This is a genomic window from Nonomuraea antimicrobica, from assembly GCF_039536965.1.
GTDB lineage: Bacteria > Actinomycetota > Actinomycetes > Streptosporangiales > Streptosporangiaceae > Nonomuraea > Nonomuraea antimicrobica.
Genome location: NZ_BAAAZP010000109.1, coordinates 1 through 15,144, shown reverse-complemented (window position 1 = coordinate 15,144; position 15,144 = coordinate 1). Strand labels below are relative to the sequence as shown.

10 protein-coding genes and 1 riboswitch are annotated in these 15,144 nt (G+C 70.8%); of the genes, 8 read left to right on the top strand and 2 right to left on the bottom strand.

Features of this window, described 5'->3' with window-relative positions; translation table 11 throughout:
• Positions 1-5: 5 nt before the first annotated feature.
• Together ABD844_RS31330 and ABD844_RS31325 are read left to right on the top strand one after the other, a co-directional pair.
• Positions 6-986, top strand: coding sequence for a glycosyltransferase family 2 protein (locus ABD844_RS31330; RefSeq protein WP_344886265.1), 981 nt, complete (start codon positions 6-8; stop codon positions 984-986).
• Positions 986-2,227, top strand: a complete 1,242-nt coding sequence (locus tag ABD844_RS31325) for an alpha-2,8-polysialyltransferase family protein (protein WP_344886263.1) — start codon at positions 986-988, stop codon at positions 2,225-2,227. The genes ABD844_RS31330 and ABD844_RS31325 overlap by 1 nt, the downstream gene beginning before the upstream one ends.
• On the opposite strand, the gene ABD844_RS31320 is transcribed toward ABD844_RS31325, so the two are convergent.
• The gene (locus tag ABD844_RS31320; RefSeq protein ID WP_344886261.1) at positions 2,211-3,389 is read right to left on the bottom strand and encodes a DUF6716 putative glycosyltransferase; all 1,179 of its coding nucleotides are present in this window, start codon (positions 3,387-3,389) and stop codon (positions 2,211-2,213) included. The two genes, ABD844_RS31325 and ABD844_RS31320, sit on opposite strands and share 17 nt — an antisense overlap.
• Positions 3,386-4,330 carry a hypothetical protein gene (locus tag ABD844_RS31315; RefSeq protein WP_344886259.1) on the bottom strand — a complete coding sequence of 315 codons (945 nt, stop codon included), beginning with the start codon at positions 4,328-4,330 and terminating at the stop codon, positions 3,386-3,388. Before ABD844_RS31315 ends, ABD844_RS31320 begins: the two co-directional genes overlap by 4 nt.
• Before the next feature lie 97 nt (positions 4,331-4,427).
• On the opposite strand from ABD844_RS31315, the gene ABD844_RS31310 reads away from it, so the two are divergent.
• The 6 genes from ABD844_RS31310 to ABD844_RS31285 form a co-directional block, all read left to right on the top strand.
• Positions 4,428-5,249: an aldo/keto reductase gene (locus ABD844_RS31310; protein WP_344886257.1), complete on the top strand. Its 822-nt coding sequence runs from the start codon at positions 4,428-4,430 to the stop codon at positions 5,247-5,249.
• 94 nt (positions 5,250-5,343) lie between these two features.
• Positions 5,344-6,297 carry a Gfo/Idh/MocA family protein gene (locus ABD844_RS31305; RefSeq protein ID WP_344886255.1) on the top strand — a complete coding sequence of 318 codons (954 nt, stop codon included), beginning with the start codon at positions 5,344-5,346 and terminating at the stop codon, positions 6,295-6,297.
• A gap of 116 nt (positions 6,298-6,413) precedes the next feature.
• A riboswitch (cyclic di-AMP (ydaO/yuaA leader) is annotated at positions 6,414-6,551 on the top strand.
• A gap of 12 nt (positions 6,552-6,563) precedes the next feature.
• Positions 6,564-7,277: a CHAP domain-containing protein gene (locus tag ABD844_RS31300; RefSeq protein WP_344886253.1), complete on the top strand. Its 714-nt coding sequence runs from the start codon at positions 6,564-6,566 to the stop codon at positions 7,275-7,277.
• Positions 7,278-7,475: 198 nt separating this feature from the next.
• The gene (locus ABD844_RS31295) at positions 7,476-7,916 is read left to right on the top strand and encodes a YciI family protein (RefSeq protein ID WP_344886251.1); all 441 of its coding nucleotides are present in this window, start codon (positions 7,476-7,478) and stop codon (positions 7,914-7,916) included.
• A gap of 178 nt (positions 7,917-8,094) precedes the next feature.
• The gene (locus ABD844_RS31290; protein WP_344886249.1) at positions 8,095-9,345 is read left to right on the top strand and encodes an RNA polymerase sigma factor; all 1,251 of its coding nucleotides are present in this window, start codon (positions 8,095-8,097) and stop codon (positions 9,343-9,345) included.
• A gap of 199 nt (positions 9,346-9,544) precedes the next feature.
• Positions 9,545-15,144 (top strand): RHS repeat domain-containing protein (locus ABD844_RS31285; protein WP_344886247.1); only part of this gene is annotated, 5,600 nt, incomplete at its 3' end.

Here is a 15,144-nt window from a genome sequence, read left to right as displayed (position 1 = left end):
GCACATTGATCACGCTCTCGGTCGTCGTGCCTGTGCGGGACGGCGAGCGCTTCATCGCGGACGCGCTCACCTCGCTGTCTCGCAACGCGCGCCACGATTTCGAGTTCATCGTCGTGAACGACGGGTCCGTGGACGCCACGGGAGACATCATCGACGACTTCGCCGGTGATCTCCCCGGGCTGACCGTGCTGCGCAACCCCGCCCCGGTGGGGTTAGCCGACGCGCGCAACACGGGCCTGTCGGCCGCCTCGGGCCGGTACGTCACGTTCATGGACGGCGACGACTGGCTCGCCCCCGGCTACCTGGCACAGCTCGTCGAGGCGATCGACGGGCTCGGCTGCGACTTCGTCCGCACCGACCACGTGCAGGTGGAGGGCCGCAAACGGGTCGTGCACCGCGCTCCGCTGGCGCGGCGGGGCGTGGTGCACGACCCCCGCGACGCCATCCTGCCCGCGAGTGTGCGGACCATGGTCGACTATCCCTACGCGTGGGCGGGCGTCTACCGGCGCTCGCTGCGCGACCTGCTGCACTTCCCCGGCTCCCTGCACACGGCCGAGGACCGGCCGTGGATCTGGCGGCTGCACCGCGAGGCCGCCACGTTCGCGGTGGTGTCGCTGGCCGGGGTGTTCTACCGGCGCATGGTGTCGGGGTCGCTCACCCAGGTGGGCGACGAGCGCCAGCTCCACTTCTTCGACGCGTTCGAGCTGGTCTTCAAGAACCTGGAGCCGAGGTTCCTACCCAAGGCCGTACGCAACTTCTGCGCGCTGCTGGCCCACCATCTGGAGATCGGCGGGCGGCTCACCCCGGCGCTGCGCGCCCGCTTCGAGGAGCGGGGCGCGCAGATGGTGCGGGCGCTGCCGGCGGAGCTGGTGTCCGAGTCGGTGGCGCGGATGTCCGTCGAACGCGAGGCGACGCTGCGGGCCCTGGTGCCCGACCTGCCCTCAAGCCCGAACGTCCGGGTCCGCCGTGACCGGGAGGAGTCCTAGTGAAGGTCTTCTACGCCTCGACCCTGTTCGGAGCGATGTCACTCGCGGCGGCCATCGACGACGGCCGCTTCGGCGACGGCCGCCGGGTGCTGATCGTGTCCAACAACGCGTCCGTCCCCGAGGTGTCGACGCCGCTGGACAGGACGCCCGGCTTCGCCGCGCTGCGCTCGCGCTTCGACGAGGTGTTCTCCTGGAACGACCTCATCGCGCCGCTGCACCCGTCCGACTGGCGGGCGCGCGTCATCGAGGTGCCGATGATGGAGCGCCTCCTGCGCTCCTACTGGGGGCTGGAGGGCGTCGAGGAGCTGGTGCTGGAGTCGATCGCGGTGCCGCCGGCGCGGACGATCGCGGGCCTCGTCCGCGACTGCCCGATCACGGTCTACTCCGACGGGCTGATGAGCTACGGCCCCACCCGCGACCCGCTGCCCGCCGAGATCTTCCGCCGCATCGGCCGCCTGATCCACCTCGACCTGGTGCCCGGCCTAACGCCGCTGCTGCTCAGCGAGTACGACGTCGCCCCCGAGATCCTGCCGGACGAGCGTTTCCTGGCGATCGTGCACGAGGTCACCGCCACCGCCCCCGACATGATGGCCGGAAAGGCGATCATCCTCGGCCAATACCTGTCGGCGCTCGACATCGTCACGCCGGAGGAGGAGGCGGGCCTGCACGAGACCATGCTCAAGGCCCTGGCCGCGCGCGGCTGCACCGACGTGGTCTTCAAGCCGCACCCGGCCGCCGGCCGCCGGCACGCGCAGCTCCTGCGCTCGGCCGCCGGGCCGCTGGGGGTGCGCCTGTCGGTGGCCGGGGAGAGCGTGCCGGCCGAGGTCTGCTTCGCGGCGCTGCGGCCCGAGCTGGTGGTGGGCTGCTTCTCCACGGGGCTGGTGACCGCCCAGCGCTACTTCGGGCTGCAGGTGGCCTCGTACGGCACCGATCTGGTGCTGAGCCGGTTGACCCCGTACGAGAACAGCAACCGGATCCCGGCCACGATCGTGGACGCCGTGCTGCCGAGGCTGTCGGCCGAAGGGCACGTCGAGCAGCCGCCGACGGTCGACCTGCCGGAGCTGGTGCGCGCGGTGGGCTACTGCATGCAGGCCGACGCCTATCCCGAGCTGCGTCCTGAGCACATCGAGTTCGATCCGCGCTACTTCAAGCGCAAGCGCCTGGAGACGCTGGGCTTCGCCGACGCCGGCAAGCCCAGCGCGTTCACCAGGATCCGTAGGAAGATCAGGTCAGCGATTTGAGATAGCGGCGCATGCGGCGCTTGGCCCGGTATCCCGCCCGCAGCATCTTGGGCGGCACCTCCACCCGGAGGCGGGCCCTGCGCCGCGCGGCGGCGTGCTCGGGCCCGTCGAGCAGTGACTTGGCGGGCGTCCGCGGCCGGGCGATCACGAGCCCGGTCAGCAGGCCCGACCAGTCGTTGCGCTCGGCCGGCTGGAAGTAGTTGGCCGCGCACCAGGCCGGCGAGGCGAGACGGAACCCACCCTCGGCCAGCTCCTCCAGCGAGCCGAGCAGGTCGCTGCCCTCGAACACCAGGTTGATCATCTCGGCGCTGACGCCGAAGTCGTTCAGCACCAGCGACGGCACGCCCATCGCGATGGCCTCCAGCGCCGCCGTCGAGCTCACCGTCACGAACCCGGCCGACAGTTCGAGCTGCTCCTGCATCGACCCGGCCGCGAACGTCAGCCGGCCAGGCTCGCCCATCTCCCGCCACAGCCGCTGGTAGTGGAAGCGCTCGTTGTGCGTCTGCCGCTCGTCCTCCAGGGCGCGCAGCTTGACCACCACGTCCAGCTCGGGACGGCGCTCGGCCAGCTCGGCCAGCGACAGCAGGATCTGCTCGCGCTGCTCCCGCACGCGCGGCACCTTGGCCTGGGTGGCGAACACCACCCGGTTCCCACCGGGCACGGCGGCCGGCCCGCCGGAGCGGGTACGCAGGAACGGCAGCCGGGCCAGGCCCACCGCCCCTCCCCCGCCGAGCCGGGCGGCGATCTCGGAGAACTCGGCCACCTCCCGCTCGCTGTGCACCACGAACAGGTCGCAGCCGCTGCGGAACAGCCACGCCTTCTCCGTGGCCGGCACCGAGATGCCCGGCAGCCCGCTGACGAACACCGGCCGCGGCCGCAGCTCGTTGAGCACGTCGGCCACCAGCACGTCGACCACGGGGCCGGTGCAGGCCAGCAGGATCACGTCGGGCTGCGTACGCTCGGCCAGCCGGCGTACGGACCGCGCCGACAGCACCGGTGGCACCTCGCGCCCGCCCACGGCGGCGGCGATCTGCTCCGGCGACGGCGCGATCGGTGTGCGCACCACGACCAGCTCCGTCACGCAGCCCGAAGGCAGGTCACCGAGCAGGCAGGCCGCCCACTTCAAATAGGAGTCGGAGTCGGCGACCGCCAGCACTCTCACCCGGACACTCCAGTCAAATGTGATCGCAGGGCGGGGGCTGCCCTGCTGGTCCACCAGTCATCGGGAACGTCCACGGGCTCGACGGCGACGCCCCGGGGGCTGAGCAGCACACGCAGCGAGGTGATCGCGGTCGAGGGGAGGCTGAGCACGCGGTGGCCGGCGTCCAGGCCGCGCAGCGTCAGCTCAGCGGGGGCGCCGGCGTCGTGGACGGTGATGCCGGGGCGCTCCCGGATCAGCGCGACGTCCACGGGGTCCTCGCGGCGGTGCGGGTAGTAGGCCAAGGGCTCGCGCGCGGCCAGCTCGGTCAGCCAGCGCAGGTAGTGGTCGCGGTGGACCAGGCCGTTGCGCACGAGCGAGGTGCCGAGCACGACCGTGCGCTCCGCGGGGCCCTCGGCGCTGGGCGGCTGCGCGCGCAGCCAGGCGAAGTCGTGGCGGACGAGGTCGACCCCGGCGGCGCGGACGGCCTCCTCGAGCTTGTCGTCCACGGTCAGCGCGGTGAAGACGGACACCTTCGCCAGGCGCAGCCGCAGCGCGGCGGCCAGGCCCAGGGCGCTGCGCAGCGGGGTCGGCTCGGCGCGGGCGCGCAGCAGCGGCCGGTACGGGCCCGCCGCCAGCAGCTCCAGCAGCCGCAGCGTGGCCAGCCCGTCGTCCACGATGACGATGTGGCCGGGACGGGAGATGAGCCAGCGCAGTTGCACCCGGCCGGAGAAGGCGTCTCCGACGGCCTGGACGCGCCTGGGCATGCGTTCGCGCGGCTCGGCCAGCTCAAGCCCTTCGGGCAGCCCGAGGGAGCGCAGCTCGCGCCGGGTGGCCTTCAGCGGGCGCAGACCGGCACGCGGCACGACGGCGGTCACCGGGCCGAGGAGCCCGGCGTGGTGAGCCTCGACGGCGCACAGCATCTGGAGCGGGGACTCCACCCAGGCCGACGCCTGTTCGACCACTCGTTGCCCTCCCAGCGGGGTATTGGCCCGTCACGACCGCTTCAAGGTAGCCCCACCGGCTTAAGCGCTCAGAAACGTGACGTGAACAATGGAGGGTATGAACTCGCTCATGCTCAACACGGACGGCGTGCAAATTCCGCAGCTCGGATACGGCGTCTGGCAGGTTCCGGCCGAAGAGGCCGAGCAGGCGGTCGCCACCGCGTTCAAGACCGGTTACCGGCACGTCGACACCGCCGCCGCCTACGGCAACGAGGAGGGCGTGGGCCGGGCCGTACGCGGGAGCGGGCTGCCGCGCGCGAAGATCTTCGTGACCACGAAGCTGGGCAACGCCGACCACATCCGCGCGGCGGCGGCCTTCGACGACTGCCTGGCCCGGCTGGGTCTCGACTACGTGGACCTGTTCCTCATCCACTGGCCGATGCCGCAGCACGGCAAGTACGTGCAGGCGTGGCGGGCGCTGGAGCAGCTCTACCGCGACGGCCGGGTCAGGGCCATCGGCACCTCGAACTTCACGGTCGCCACGCTCACCCGCCTCATGGACGAGACCGACATCACCCCGGCCATCAACCAGATCGAGCTGCACCCGTACCTGCAGCAGCGGGAGCTGCGGGCCTTCCACGAGGCCAACGGCATCCTCACCGAGGCGTGGAGCCCGCTGGGCCAGGGCAGAGGGCTGCTGGACGACCCGGCGCTGCGGGTGCTGTCGGACAAGTACGGCAAGACACCGGCCCAGATCGTGCTCCGCTGGCACCTTCAGCTCGGCAACGTGGTGATCCCGAAGTCGGTGACGCCCACGCGGATCGCCGAGAACATCGACGTCTTCGACTTCATTCTCGACGCCGAGGACATTGTGGCCATCGGCGCGCTGAACAAGGGGCTGCGACTTGGGCCGGATCCCGAGACGTTCAACATGATGTGAGTGACCCCTGTGACTGACGTGTCATTTGAGGGCATTTTTTAGTAACGAGCACCTCTTTTACCTGATTTTTTACCTTCCATATACGATCTCCCGCGTGCGAGATTTCACATGGGGAATAGCCGCGACCGGAGCCATCGCCCGCAGGGTGGGCGCGGCGATCGTGGCGGAGCCCGGTATGCGGGTGGCCGCCGTCGGATCCAGAGACCTGACCAGGGCGCAGGACCTGGCCTCGACGCTGGGCGCGGAGTCGGCCTACGGCTCCTACGCAGAGCTGTGCGCCGACCCGGCCGTGGACGCCGTCTACGTGGCCACGCCGCACGCGCAGCACCTGGAGGTGGCCGAGGCGGCCATCGCCGCGGGCAAGGCCGTGCTGTGCGAGAAGCCGCTGGCCGCGACCGTGGACGACGCGGCGAAGATGGTACGCCTGGCGCGCGAGGCGGGCGTGTTCCTGATGGAGGCGATGTGGATGAGGTTCAACCCCCTCATCCAGCAGATCGCGGCCGACCCGCGCTTCGGCGAGATCCGTTCGGTGCAGGCCACGTTCGGCTTCGCCGCGCCGTACGACCCCGCGCACCGGCTGTGGGCGCCGGAGCTGGGCGGCGGCGCCCTGCTCGACCTGGGGATCTACCCGTTCGGCCTGGCCCAGTTGCTCCTGGGCGCGCCCTCCGAGCTGCGCGTCACCGGCTCGCTGGCCCCGTCCGGGGTGGACGCGGAGGTGGCCGGGCTCCTGCTCTACCCCGGGGGACGGCACGCGCTCGTGGCGTCGTCGCTGCTGGGGAATTACCCGAACCAGGCCGGCGTTGTCGGAACATCGATGCGGGCGGACATCGCGGCGCCGTTCTGGGCGCCCCAGCGGATCCTGCTCACCGGGCCCGGCATGGAGCCGGAGGAGCTGGTGCTCGATCCCGCCGACAACGGATACGCCGGTGAGCTGCGCGAGGTCCGCGCCGCGGTGGCCGAGGGAAAGACCGAATCCTCGATCATGCCCCTCGACGAATCCCTTGCCATGATGGGGCTTCTGGCCGCCGCGCGGAGACAACTGGACTGACATCGCGTTTAGGGGTTTGTCATCCCCTTGCCTCATGCATTACCTTATATGACTACTTGAGGCATATGACCGGTTTGTCCGGCTGTGTCGACCATCGCACGACAGATCACAGGATCGTCCTGTGACCGCTGAATCCGCCTGCGGGCGGAACCGGGGACCCACGTTCCTTGGGGTGAATCGGCACTTCGGTGCCGTAGGGCAGCTTCCACGTCCGAACCCGTCAGCTAACCCGGTAAGCGGCATGGAAGCAAGGAGTAACCCCCTCGATGGCCAAGCACCGTATTACCGATACCTCGAAGAGCCCTCTGGTCCGCGCCCTCGTCAGCACGTTCGTCGGCGCGACCGTCATCGCCACGGCCCTCGGCTCCCACGCCGTCACGGCCAGCGCCGACTCCGCGATAGGCGTCGCCACGGCCACCGGAGCCAGGCACCCGGACGCCGCCGTCGCCGCCCACAAGGACGGCGCGGAGAGCGAGAACAAGGTCAACGTCACCGCCGAGCAGGTCCTGGCCCTGGCCAAGTCCCAGATCGGCACCTCCGAGAACGTCTACGGCGGCGGCACCAAGTACCAGCAGTGGTACGCCGACTCGCAGCGAGCCGCCGAGACCATCGCCCGTGACGGCGGCAACCGCACCGCGTACCTGAACGCCGCCTGGTGCGCGATGTTCGTCTCCTGGGTCGGCGACCAGACCGGCGCCCGCCGGCAGATCGGCTGGGACGCCTACACCGTGACCCACGCCAAGTGGTTCGCGGCCAACAACCGCTTCGGCACCGTCCCGAAGCCCGGCGCTGTGGTGTTCTTCTCCTGGGGGGGCAGCAAGGCGCTGAACGACATCCAGCACGTCGGCTTCGTGCTGAAGGACAACCAGGACGGCACCATCTCCACCGTCGAGGGCAACACCGGCAACGGCAAGGTGGAGGAGCGCGTCCGTCCGAAGTCGCAGGTCGTCGGCTACGGCTACCCCGACTACGCCGCCTGACGCACCATCTGCGCCTTCCACTCCCCGCTACCCCCTCCGCCGAGCGCGCGGCCCCGTCCCGGGCCGCGCGCTCGTCGCGTTCCCGCGCACGACCCCACGACGACTTGACGGCGTAGTGTCGATCCGCGGCCCGGCCGTTCGACGCGTCGACGAGGACGGCCACCGGGGCCGCCACTCGCCCCGAAGGAGACGACACCGATGAAGTTCATGATCGTGGGCAAGGCCAACGCCGAGACGGAGGCCGGGACGCTGCCCAGCCAGGAGCTCGTGGACAACATGCACGCCTACAACGAGTCCCTGGCCAAGGCCGGGGTGCTGCTCGCGGCCGAGGGCCTCTACCCCAGCTCGCACGGCGCCCAGATTGCCTACAGCGAGGGCCGGGCCAGCGTGATCGACGGGCCGTTCACGGAGGCCAAGGAGCTGATCGCCGGGTTCTGGCTGATCCAGGTCAAGTCGCGGGAGGAGGCCGTCGAGTGGGCCCTGCGCGTGCCGGTGCCGCCGGGGCACGAGGGGGTGGGGCTGGACGTGTGGCAGGTGTTCGACGCCTCGGACGTACCGGACGACTCGATGCCCGTGGACGAGCGCGAGCGCGAGGAGGCGCTGCGCGAGCGCCTGCGCGTGGACACCCCCGACGCGTGACCCGTCCCACCGACGCCGCCCTTCAGCGCCGTCCCATCGGCACCACCCTTCAGTGCCGTCCCACCGGCACCACCCCTTCGGCGCCGTCCCTCCGGCACCGGCCTCCGGCTCGGGCGCTCCGGCTCTGGCGCGCGGCAGCGGGTTGCGGCGGGAGGGGCGGGGCTGGTCTCATGGGCCGGTGACGGCTTCCGACACCCATCGCACCATCGAGGCGGTCTGGCGGATCGAGGCGGCCCGGCTCATCGCCGGGCTCGCCGGGCTGGTGCGCGACGTCGGCCTCGCCGAGGAGCTGGCACAGGACGCCCTGGTCGCCGCGCTGGAGCAGTGGCCGGAGTCCGGCGTGCCGCGCAACCCCGGCGCCTGGCTGATGACGGTCTCCAAGCGCCGCGCCATCGACCTCATCCGCAGGAACGAACGCCTCCAGCGCAACCTCGTCGAGCTCGGCCACCGCATCGACCTGGAGGACGAGCTTCCCGAGATCGACGAGATCGAGGACGACCTGCTGCGGCTGGTGTTCACGGCCTGCCACCCCGCCCTGTCGATGGAGGCGCGGGTGGCGCTGACCCTGCGCGTGCTCGGCGGCCTGACCACCGACGAGATCGCGCGGGCGTTCCTGGTCTCGGAGCCCACCGTGGCGCAGCGCGTCGTCCGCGCCAAGCGCACGCTGGCCGACAAGGGGATCCCGTTCGAGGTGCCCCAGGGGGCGGAGCTGGCGGGCCGCCTGTCGTCCGTGCTGGAGGTCATCTACCTCATCTTCAACGAGGGCTACTCGGCCACGGCCGGCGACGACTGGATGCGTCCCGCGCTGTGTGACGACGCGCTGCGGCTCGGCCGCGTGCTGGCCGGTCTCATGCCCAAGGAGCCCGAGGTGCACGGCCTGGTCGCGCTCATGGAGATCCAGGCGTCCAGGTCGGCCGCCCGCGTGGGGCCGTCGGGCGAGCCGATCCTGCTGCTGGAGCAGAACCGCGCCCGCTGGGACCGGCTCCTCATCGGCCGCGGCCTGGCCGCGCTCGACCTCGCCGAGTCGCTGTCGGGCGCGCCCGGCCCGTACGCGCTGCAGGCCGCCATCGCCGCCTGCCACGCCCGCGCCGTCAACCCGGACGACACCGACTGGGAGCGCATCGCGAGCCTGTACGAGTCGCTGGCCCGCCTGTCGCGCTCGCCCGTGGTGGAGCTCAACCGGGCCGTGGCGCTGTCGATGGCCTACGGGCCGGCGGCCGGGCTGGAGCTGCTCGACCAGATCGTGGACGAGCCGTCGCTCAAGGGCTACCACCTGCTGCCGAGCGTACGCGGGGACCTGCTGGTCAAGCTGGGCCGTACGGAGGAGGCGCGGGCGGAGTTCGAGCGGGCGGCAGGCCTGACCCGCAACTCCCGCGAACGCGTCCTCCTCGAGGACCGCGCCGCCGCCTGCCGTCCCTCGACCGCGTAGGCGCCGTCTCCGCCAAGAAGCGCGGAAGCAGAATGCGCAGAAGTCTGGACCGACGGCCGGACGAGCGCGACGATCCGATCACCAATCTGTGATCGCGGACACACTCGAGAGCTCATCGCCTCACGCGCAAGCTCCTGTTCGAAACGGGTGAGGCCCCGCCCTCCATTCCTCCCGACCGGCAGCCCTCTGGAGAAGGTTCATGGATCTGCCCAGTGAGTTAGACCTGCCCGAATCCCGATGGAACGGCCTTCAACCGACACCTCCCGATCCCGTTCACCCGGACGCCTCCTGGAATCGTTTCGAAGGCGTCAAGCGTGAATCGCGCTGGCCGCGCAGGCTGGCTCCGATTCTCGCCGTCGTCCTGCTGGCGGAGATGGCGTACGCCGTGCCCGCCTATGCGGCTCCCCGTCCGGCCCCGTCTGTGCAGAAGGAGACGCCGGTCACGGGTGGGCAGGTGCCCGTCAAGGCGCCGCTCGAGAATCCGATTGCCAAGCAGGCATGGAGCACACCGCCGGGCGTCACCTGGCCGAAGCCGCAGAAGGCGGAACTCGGCGGGAGCGCCGCCAAGACCCTCACGGCCGGTTTCCCGGTCCGGCTGGCCCCGCAACAGGCCAAGACCGCGGCTGCGGCCGAGGTGGAGCCGGTCACGGTGGAGTTGCTCGACACCGACCGGCTCGGCCTGGCGCTGCGCGTCTCTCCCGGCCAGGGCGTGGCCGCGGCCAAGGCCGTCAGGCAGACCCGGCTGGAGATCGATTACTCCGGCTTCCGGTACGCCTTCGGCGGCGACTACGGGGCTCGGCTGCGGCTGGTCAAGCTGGCCGAGTGCGGCCTGAAGGCGGCCACCGCCACCGCGGCCTGTCCGCAGCCCGAGCCGGTCACCGGCAGGAACGATCCCCAGGCCGGTACGCTGACCGCGGAGTTCGAGACCGGCGCGGTCTACGCCGTGACGGCCGCCGCCTCCGGCCAGTCCGGCGACCACTCGGCCACCTCGCTGGCCGCCTCCGCCGACTGGAGCGTGGGCACCCAGTCGGGTGACTTCACCTGGGGTTACGACCTGCGTACCCCGCCGTCGCTGGGCGGGGACGAGCCGCAGATCTCGCTCGGCTACTCCGCGCAGAGCGTGGACGGGCGCACCGCCTCCACCAACAACCAGGCGTCCTGGGCGGGTGAGGGCTTCGAGCTCAGTCCCGGCGGCTTCGTCGAGCGTCGCTACAAGTCGTGCATGATCGACGGGAAGAAGACCGGCGATCTGTGCTGGGACCAGGACAACGCGGTTCTGTCGCTGGGCAGTTCGTCGGTCGAGCTGGTCAAGGACGCCACCACCAAGCAGTGGCGGCCCAAGCGCGACGACGGCACCAGGATCGAGGCGCTGACCGGCGCGACGAACGGCGACAACAACGGCGAGTACTGGCGGGTCACCACCCCCGACGGCAGCCAGTACACCTTCGGCCAGAACCGGCTGCCCGGCTGGGCGACCGGCAAGGCGGAGACCAAGTCGGTGCAGACGGTGCCGGTGTTCGGCAACAACAGCGGGGAGCCCTGCTACAACAGCACCCCGGCCAACGCCTGGTGCCAGCAGGCGTACCGGTGGAACCTGGACCTGGCCGTGGACACCCACGGCAACGCCACCACCTACTGGTACGAGCGCGAGACCAACCACTACGGCCGCAACATGAAGCCCGAGCTGGGCACCTCGTACGTGCGCGCCGCCTACCTGACGCGCATCGACTACGGCTACCTGAACGGCGAGCTGTTCACCAAGGCCCCCGCGGCCCGGGTGGCGTTCGACGTGGCCGAGCGGTGCCTGCCGGGCGGCACGGTGACGTGCGCGCCAGGAGAGCTGAAGAAGGAGACCGCGAGCCGCTGGCCGGACGTGCCGTTCGACCAGATCTGCGACGCCGGGGTGAAGTGCACGGACAGGCTGGCGCCGACGTTCTTCAGCCGCAAGCGGCTGACCAAGGTCACCACCCAGATCGGCAACGGAGCCGGCCAGTACACCCCCGTCGACTCCTGGACCCTGGCCCACCAGTTCCCCGCCTCGGGTGACGGCATGAGCCCGGCCCTGTGGCTGGCCTCGATCCAGCAGACCGGCCACGTCGGGGGCACGCTCTCCCTGCCTCCGGTCACGTTCATCGGCGTCCAGCTTCCCAATCGGGTGGACGCCAACGAGGGCCGCGCTCCGCTGGTCAAGTGGCGGGTGCAGGCGATCGGCAACGAGTCGGGCGGCGAGCTGCGGATCAACTACTCGGCGGCCGACTGCAAGCCGGGCGACGTTCCCGCGGTGGACAAGAACAGCAGGCGCTGCTTCCCGCAGCGCTGGGCCCCGCCGGACGAGGCCGAGGTCACCGACTGGTTCCACAAGTACGTGGTCACGCAGACCGTCGAGGTCGACCGGGTCGCGGGCTCCCCCAACATGGTCACCGACTACGAGTACCTCGACGGTGCCGGCTGGCGCTACGCCGAGAACATCCTGGTCAAGCCCGAGCACCGCACGTGGTCGGACTACCGGGGATTCGGCAGGGTACGCGTGCGCGAGGGCGACGGGCAGGACACCAGGCGCACCCTCACGGAGTTCCGCTACTTCCGGGGCCTGCACGGCGACAAGCTGGCCGACGGCTCCAAGCGCAGCGCGCAGGTCGAGGACTCCGAGGGCGTCAAGCTCGACGACCTCGACCAGTACGCCGGGTTGGAGCGCGAGGAGATCCTCTTCGACGGCGACGGCGGGTCGGTGCTGACCGCGTCATTGGAGGAACCGTGGTCGGTGAAGACGGCCGAGTCCACCCAGGGCGGCGTCACCAAGGCCGCGCACATCGTGGAGGCGAAGTCCATGGTCACCCGTACCGCCGTGGCGGGCGGCGGGTGGCGGCGTACCGGTGAGGAGCGCTCGTACGACACCAAGGGCCTCCTCCTCCAGGTGGACGAGCAGGGCGACCTGGCCGACGGGGACGACGACCAGTGCACCCGGTTCACCTACGCCCGCAACGACACGTCGTGGATGCTCGACTACCCCAGCAGGGTCCAGAAGGTCGCGGCCGGCTGCGGCACGGCCCTGTCCACGCTGGCCGCCGGCGAGATCATCTCGGACGAGAAGGTCCACTACGACGGCAAGGCGTTCGGACAGGCCCCGACCAAGGGTGACGTGACCTCGGTGCAGGAGCTGGTCTCGGCGGACGGGACCACGATCACCGATCGCGCCCACACCTACGACGTGTACGGCCGGGAGACGAGCGAGACGGATCCGGTCGGTACCAAGTCCGTCACCGTCTACAGCCCGTCCTCGGGCGCTCCCGCGACGGAGACCACGGAGACCAACCAGCTCGGCCACGTCGAGCGCACCCTGATCAACCCGGCCTGGGGCGAGCCGATCGCCGAGATCGACGCCGGCAACCGGCGCGTCGACCTGGAGTACGACGCGCTCGGGCGGCTGACCAAGGTCTGGCAGCCCGACCGCAGCAAGGCGGCGGGCCAGTCGCCGAACACGGAGTACTCCTACACGGTGCGCACGAACGGCCCCAGCGTCGTCACCACCAAGACGCTCAACGCCGACGGCACCTACACCAGCAGCCACGAGCTGTACGACGGCCTGATGCGCGAGCGCCAGACCCAGGAGCCCGCGCCCAAGGACGATCAGACGACCGATCCCGCGCTGCGTGACGGCCGCACGATCACCGACACCTTCTACAACTCCCAGGGTGAGAAGCACAAGGAGAACACCGGCTACTTCGCCACCGGGGCGCCCGCCACCCAGTTGCTCGCGGTGGCCGACGCCGACGTGCCCGCTCAGGTCGTGTCGGCGTTCGACGGCGCGGGCGAGGTCAACGCGGAGATCCTCAAGGCCAAGGGGGTGGAGAAGTACCGGGTCACCGTCAAGGAGGAGGGTGACCGGGTGCACGTGACGCCGCCGCCCGGCGGCACCGCGACCACCCGGATCGGGGACGCCGAGGACCGGCTGATCGAGCTGCGCCAGTACAAGGGGGCCACCCCGACCGGCGCGTACGAGTCCACGAGGTACACCTACGACCATGCCGGGCGCCTGTCCACGGTGACCGACCACGTCGGGAACGTATGGCGGCACCACTACGACCTGCGCGGCCGGGAGATCAAGACGGAGGACCCGGACAAGGGCGTCACCACGATGACGTACAACGACGCCGACGAGCTGGTCTCCACGACCGACTCGCGCGGTAAGACGTTGTACTACGGTTACGACCAGCTCGGCCGCAAGACCGAGTTGCGCGAGGGGTCGGCGACCGGGCCGCTGCTGGCCGAGTGGAAGTACGACGCCCTGGCCAGGGGCCACATGAACGCCACCGTCCGGTACGTGGACGGGCAGGCGTACCGGGCCGAGGTCAACGCGATCGACGCCGACTACCGCGCCCTGCGCCAGACGGTCACCGTCCCCGAGCGGGAGGGCAAGCTGGCCGGCTCCTACCAGCTCAACACCCGCTACACGCTCGACGACCAGGTCCAGTCGGTCAGCTTCCCCGCCGCCGGCGGCCTGGCCGAGGAACAGGTCGTCTACACCTACGACGAGCTGAGCCAGCCGACCAAGGTCACCGGCCTGTCCGCCTACGTGACGGCCACCCGTTACTCCAAGCTCGGCGAGACCCTGCAGTACGAGCTGGGCGAAGGCGGCAGGAAGACCTGGCTCACCTACACCCACGACGAGTCCACCCGCAGGCTGACCGGCATGCGGCTGGACCGCGAGGGCACGACCAGGACCGACCTCGACCTCAACTACGGCTACGACGCCGTCGGCAACATCACCAAGATCACCGACCGGGCGAACCAGGACACGCAGTGCTTCACCTATGACCACCTGCGCCGACTGACCTCGGCCTGGACGGCCACGGACGACTGCGCCTCCGGCCCGGCCGGGGGCAAGGTCGGCGGCGTGGCCCCGTACGCGGTCAGCTACGCCTACGACTCCACCGGCAACCGGACCAAGGAGACCAAGCACGCCTTCGGCAGCGCGGGCGGGCAGGTCCGCGACTACGCCTACCCCGCCCCCGGCGGCAAGCAGCCCCACGCGCTGCAGGCCGTAGGGGCCGACCTCTTCGAGTACGACGCCGCCGGCAACACCACCAGGCGCAAGGTCGGCACCTCCGACCAGAGCCTCGTCTGGGACGCGGAAGGCAACCTGGAGTCGGTGACGGAAGCGGGCAAGACCACGTCGTTCGTCTACGACGCCGACGGCGACCGCCTCATCCGCAAGACCACGGCCGACACCACCCTCTACATCGACGACCTGGAGCTGCGCCTCGACCACGCCAAGGACGTCGTCGAGCAGACCCGCTACTACACCATCGGCGGCGAGGCCATCGCCGTACGCACCCCCGACAACCAGGTCTCCTTCCTGGCCAACGACCACCAGGGCACCGCGCAGGCCGCGGTGAACGCCGCCACCGGGGACCTGGCCATCCGCAGGCAGACCCCGTTCGGAGAGGATCGCGGGACACCACCGCCCTGGTGGCCGGGGCAACGCGGGTTCGTCGGCGGCACCGAGGATCCGACCACCGGGCTCGTCCACCTCGGCGCCCGCGAGTACGACCCCAAGCTCGGCCGCTTCCTGTCGGTGGACCCGATCATCGACGCGGAGAACCCGCAGCAGCTCAACGCCTACGCCTACGCCAACAACAGCCCCGTCACCATGAGCGACCCCGACGGGCAACTCTTCTGGTTCGCGGCCGCGGTCGTGGTCAGGGTCGGGGTCAGCCTCGCGGCCAGGCGGGCGGCGCAAATCGCCGCCAGGCGTGCCTTCCACGCCGCCGCCCGGCGGGCGGCCGACGCGGCCACGTG